The 5,011-nt window shown below is 47.1% G+C and carries 6 protein-coding genes; 3 read left to right on the forward strand and 3 right to left on the reverse strand.

The window, feature by feature from the left end:
* Together C0068_RS19545 and C0068_RS03665 are read right to left on the reverse strand one after the other, a co-directional pair.
* On the reverse strand, positions 1 to 296 hold a 296-nt coding region (locus tag C0068_RS19545), incomplete at its 3' end, for a transposase (protein WP_491522695.1).
* A gap of 324 nt (positions 297 to 620) precedes the next feature.
* Complete coding sequence (locus C0068_RS03665) at positions 621 to 1,514, reverse strand: LysR family transcriptional regulator (RefSeq protein ID WP_103683154.1); 894 nt, start codon at positions 1,512 to 1,514, stop codon at positions 621 to 623.
* Between the two features lie 159 nt (positions 1,515 to 1,673).
* Here C0068_RS03665 and C0068_RS03670 point away from each other — a divergent pair, with 159 nt between their 5' ends.
* The 3 genes from C0068_RS03670 (at position 1,674) to C0068_RS03680 (ending at position 4,544) form a co-directional block, all read left to right on the forward strand.
* On the forward strand, positions 1,674 to 2,432 hold the full coding sequence (locus C0068_RS03670) for an SDR family oxidoreductase (protein ID WP_103683151.1): 759 nt from the start codon (positions 1,674 to 1,676) through the stop codon (positions 2,430 to 2,432).
* Between the two features lie 74 nt (positions 2,433 to 2,506).
* Positions 2,507 to 3,514: a zinc-dependent alcohol dehydrogenase family protein gene (locus tag C0068_RS03675; protein WP_103683152.1), complete on the forward strand. Its 1,008-nt coding sequence runs from the start codon at positions 2,507 to 2,509 to the stop codon at positions 3,512 to 3,514.
* Between the two features lie 22 nt (positions 3,515 to 3,536).
* Positions 3,537 to 4,544 carry a zinc-dependent alcohol dehydrogenase family protein gene (locus C0068_RS03680; RefSeq protein WP_103683153.1) on the forward strand — a complete coding sequence of 336 codons (1,008 nt, stop codon included), beginning with the start codon at positions 3,537 to 3,539 and terminating at the stop codon, positions 4,542 to 4,544.
* Here C0068_RS03680 and C0068_RS19910 read toward each other — a convergent pair.
* Positions 4,503 to 5,011: hypothetical protein (locus C0068_RS19910; RefSeq protein ID WP_434061416.1), on the reverse strand; the 509-nt coding region annotated here is incomplete at its 5' end. The two genes, C0068_RS03680 and C0068_RS19910, sit on opposite strands and share 42 nt — an antisense overlap.

Here is a 5,011-nt window from a genome sequence, read left to right on the forward strand (position 1 = left end):
ATCAGGCCCTGCTGACGCAACTGGGCGTTCACGGTATCGAAGATCACTTTGCCCAATTTGTGACGCTCAAGGAAATGACGGAAGCGGAGAATGGTGCTTTCATCTGGCAGCCGGTCGGACAACCGCAGCCCGGCAAAGCGGCGCATGGACTCGATCTCGTACAACGCATCTTCCATCGCGGGATCACTGAGGCTGTAGAACAATTGCAGGCAGTGCACCCGAAGCATAATGGGGAGCGGGTAAGGCGGGTTTCCATTCTCACCCGTGGGATAGTGCTTGCGAAGCTTCTTCTCCAGCTTGGCCTAGGGAATCAGACCATCCATTTTTTCCAGGAACAGCTCCCGCCGCGTTTTACGCTTTTTGTTCTGGTATTCGGCTTCGGCGAAGGTAAGCTGGCTCATACAGTAGTCCGGTTGAAATGGGGGGCGCAGAATTATCTCAAATTACGGGGGTTATGCAGAGATTCCTTAGCTATGTTTACGTTGCCACGCGGAATCGGCAGCAAATTTTCGATAATTTTGAATTGTTGCGCTGTAATTTCCATCCAGCAATTATACAGAAATTAGTGTGAACAGGCCCTAATGTAGTATTCGCACTTTATGAATATTACTTATGTGCCATTAACGGACACTCAATCTTGATACCAAGTGATCAAAAACCAATCGAATACGTTGTGGTACTGGACCACGTTGAGGGCGATAAATATATAAATCCCAAGGCACAGGCTCGACCTCTTCCAACACTCTCACAAGTTTCTCTTGGCGTAATAAGTCTTGGGCCAAAAAGTCAGGAATTTGAGCAAACCCCAGTCCATTTTGTACACCCATTAATTCAGCTTCGGCGTCGGCACTTCGGAAACGTGTTATGGATGGCGTCCACTGTCTGTCCATGGAAAAAACCCATGGCCAAAGCTTTCCCGTATTGCGATCTACTAACCCTGTAACCGGCAAGTGGTTTAGATCTTCAATAGACGCAGGCGTTCCAACTCTATTTATTAAGTCAGGCGAAGCCACGACATACATATTAATTTTGGCGAGCTGGCGGGCAATAAATCGACTATCCCTCATGAAGCCGATACGAATCCCAATATCTATTTTTTCGTCAACTACATCCACGCGCTCGTCACTGAGTGTCAGGTCTATATCCAGTTGAGGATGTATTGTTGAGAGTTCCAGTAATGCTGGCATCAAGCATTTATGACCAAAACCAACAGGCGCTGCGATACGAACCCGCCCTTGTAATTCATTTCCCGAGTTAGGGGCGCTTGTTTGAAACAATTCATCTACAGCGCGCAGGCGTTCTTTTGCTATCAAAGCAAATTTTTCTCCAACTAGGGTCACTTGTATGTGTCGAGTATTTCGATGAAATAAAAGCTCCCCTTGCAATCGCTCTAACTCCTTCACTGCTCGTGTCACTGCCTGAGGAGAAATTCCCAGACGGTTAGCCGCTTCTTTAAAGCTGCGAGACTCAGCAGCAGTACAAAATATCCGGAGCATTTCCAATCTGTTAAGCATCACAGTCACATTCAGGTTTGATATGAATGCACAAATATTATTCCTAATTATGGAATTGTCAAATTAAAACGTTTCCATTTATTGGCTTTTTAAGGTAAGGGATAATTTACCTATTGTTTAGACAGAGTCATTCATTCAACTGATTTGAGGATATTAACTATGAGTAGTGTTTTAGCAAACAACATCAGCGGTAAGGTCGTTGTTATCACTGGTGGTAGTAGCGGTTTAGGCGAGACAACGGCAAGACATTTAGCCAGTCTTGGCGCATCTGTTGTTTTAGGTGCCCGACGCATCGACAAGCTTGAATCTATTGCTGCTGACATACGCACAGCGGGCGGAAAAGTTGCGGTTCAAGCGACGGATGTGACTTGCCCAGACGAAGTGAAGGCCCTTGTAAATCTTGCACAAGAGCGCTTCGGTAAAGTTGATGTGGTTATCAATAATGCAGGGTTAATGGCTATTGCACCGTTAGCTGAGACTCGAGTTGACGAATGGGATCGCATGATTGACATCAACGTTAAAGGTCTGCTGTATGGCGTAGCTGCAGCGCTTCCGATCTTTCAGGCTCAGGGAACAGGCCACTTTATCAATATTTCGTCCGTAGCGGGTATCAAAGTATTCAGTCCCGGCGGCACGGTTTATAGCGGAACCAAATTCGCTGTTCGCGCTATTGCCGAAGGCTTACGCCATGAAGTTGGGGGTAAAATTCGTTCAACAATCATTTCACCGGGGGCAATCGAATCTGAATTAAAACATGGAAGTTCAGATACTCAGGGTGCAGCCTTTGTAAAAGATTTTTATCAGCAAAATGAAATTCCATCTGAATCTGTTGCTCGTGCTATCGCATACGCAATTGAGCAGCCTGCGGATGTGGATATCAACGAGATTGTTCTGCGCCCAACTGTTCAAGAGTTTTAATTCGTTTAATAAAAGACCTATTAACCAGCGGGTGATTTAACCACCTGCTGAATATTCAGTTTGTGAGGTTATTGATGACAGCGTTAAACGGACAAATGCGTGCTTTGATATTAGATAGCTATGAAGAAGGTACAGTATTCCGGGATGCCCTGATTAACTTACCTTCTCCATCAGCAGGTCAGGTGCAAGTAAAAATATTTGCGAGTGGCGTCAATCCTATTGATTACAAGATCCGCCAAGGTATCGCTCCTTATGCCATGCCGGAATTACCCGCAGTACTTGGCACCGATTTGGCTGGAGAAGTTGTTGCTATCGGCGACGGTGTCACCGACTTTGCAGTAGGCGATGCAGTTTATGGTCTGACTGGCGGAGTGCGAGGATTGCAAGGCTCATTGGCTGAATATGCCAACGTAGATGCTGAGTTACTTGCTCCCAAACCGAAAAATTTGTCCATGCGTGAAGCTGCGGCTTTACCTCTGGTTGCACTTACCGCTTGGGAAGGTTTGGTTGACAAGGCGAATGTTAAAGCGGGCCAGAAAATCCTTATTCAAGGTGGAGCTGGCGGAGTTGGGCATTTAGCTGTGCAAATTGCTAAGGCCTTAGGTGCCGACGTTTATGCCACTGCATCGACTGGAAAACAACAACTGCTCAAGGCGCTTGGTGTTACGCCAATTGATTATCACACTGCAAGCCCTGCTGACTACGTGGACGCATACACCCAAGGCAAAGGATTCGATATCATTTACGACACTGTCGGTGGCTCTGTACTCGATGCCTCATTAGGTATCATTGCACATTATGGACATATTTTAAGCTGTGCTGCATTCAGCTCACATAACCTGGCACCGTCGTCATTACGCTCTGCAACATTGTCAGCGATTTTTGTGTTACACCCACAGCTCAGCGGAGAGGGGCGCAAACATCATGGTGACATTCTGCGGCAAATTACGGCTCTCGTTGAAGCTGGACAAATTAAGCCACTACTCGATCCGTTACGCTTTTCCCTTGACACGGCAATGGATGCACATAATGCCGTAGAGTTGGGGTCCATGGGTAAAGTAGTTATTGATGTAATTGCTTAAAAGGTCATTGTTGAGGATGCATATGAGCCCAAGAAAACTAGTTAGAACTGTTCGTTTCCATGAATTAGGTGGCCCCGAGGTGTTAACTATTGACTCGCTGGCGAGTCCAAGTTTGCAGGCCACTGATGTTCGTATTGCGGTCAAAGCTGTTGGGCTCAATCGTGCTGATACCATGTTTAGGCGAGGCAGCTATATAGAAAAGGCTGACTTCCCTTCACGAATCGGCTATGAAGCATCTGGGATAGTCATTGAAGTCGGGGAAGAGGTAAATCATTTACGCCTTGGGGACGAGGTTTGTATTGTCCCTCAGATGGGGCTTTCTCAGAATGGCTGCTACGCAGAAGAGATTGTCGTACCAAGTGAATATGTGGCACCCAAACCAGCAGGGCTAACCTTTGCTGAAGGCGCAGCAGCTTGGATGCAGTACCTGACAGCTTATGGCGCTTTGGTCGAAATTGCTAACGTGCAAAAAGGCGATTCAGTACTGATAACCGCCGCATCGAGCAGTGTTGGATTGGCTGCCATTCAAATTGTGAATTCTCTGGGGGGTATCCCTATCGCTACAACTCTAACAGGAGCTAAAAAGGCTGCTGTGCTCAAGGCTGGCGCGGCCCATGTGATTGCAACCCAAGAAGAACCGCTACTGGATAGATTGAGAAGTATCTTGGGAGAAAACAATTTAAAAATCGCATTTGATGCTGTCGGTGGGCCGCAGATAGCTGAAATTGCTGAAGCAATGAGCCCTGAAGGAACAATAATAGTACACGGAGCATTAAGTCCCGAAATAACTCCTTTTCCCTTAAAAATAGCACTTCGTAAAAGTCTGACAGTTAGGGGGTATGTGTTTACTGAAGTTATAAAAGACATCGAGCGTTTTCGCAGAGCAAAGCAATTTATCCACTCGGGTTTATCCGAGGGAACACTCAAGCCTGTCATTGATCGAAGCTTTAAATTTGAAGAGATAGTAGCAGCGCATCACTATCTGGAGTCAAATCAGCAGATTGGTAAAATAGTGGTCGTACTTGATTAAGGAATCTCTGCATAACCCCCGTAATTTGAGATAATTCTGCGCCCCCCATTTCAACCGGACTACTGTATGAGCCAGCTTACCTTCGCCGAAGCCGAATACCAGAACAAAAAGCGTAAAACGCGGCGGGAGCTGTTCCTGGAAAAAATGGATGGTCTGATTCCCTAGGCCAAGCTGGAGAAGAAGCTTCGCAAGCACTATCCCACGGGTGAGAATGGAAACCCGCCTTACCCGCTCCCCATTATGCTTCGGGTGCACTGCCTGCAATTGTTCTACAGCCTCAGTGATCCCGCGATGGAAGATGCGTTGTACGAGATCGAGTCCATGCGCCGCTTTGCCGGGCTGCGGTTGTCCGACCGGCTGCCAGATGAAAGCACCATTCTCCGCTTCCGTCATTTCCTTGAGCGTCACAAATTGGGCAAAGTGATCTTCGATACCGTGAACGCCCAGTTGCGTCAGCAGGGCCTGAT

The organism is Zhongshania marina, from assembly GCF_002915595.1.
GTDB classification, from domain to species: Bacteria; Pseudomonadota; Gammaproteobacteria; order Pseudomonadales; family Spongiibacteraceae; genus Spongiibacter; species Spongiibacter marinus_B.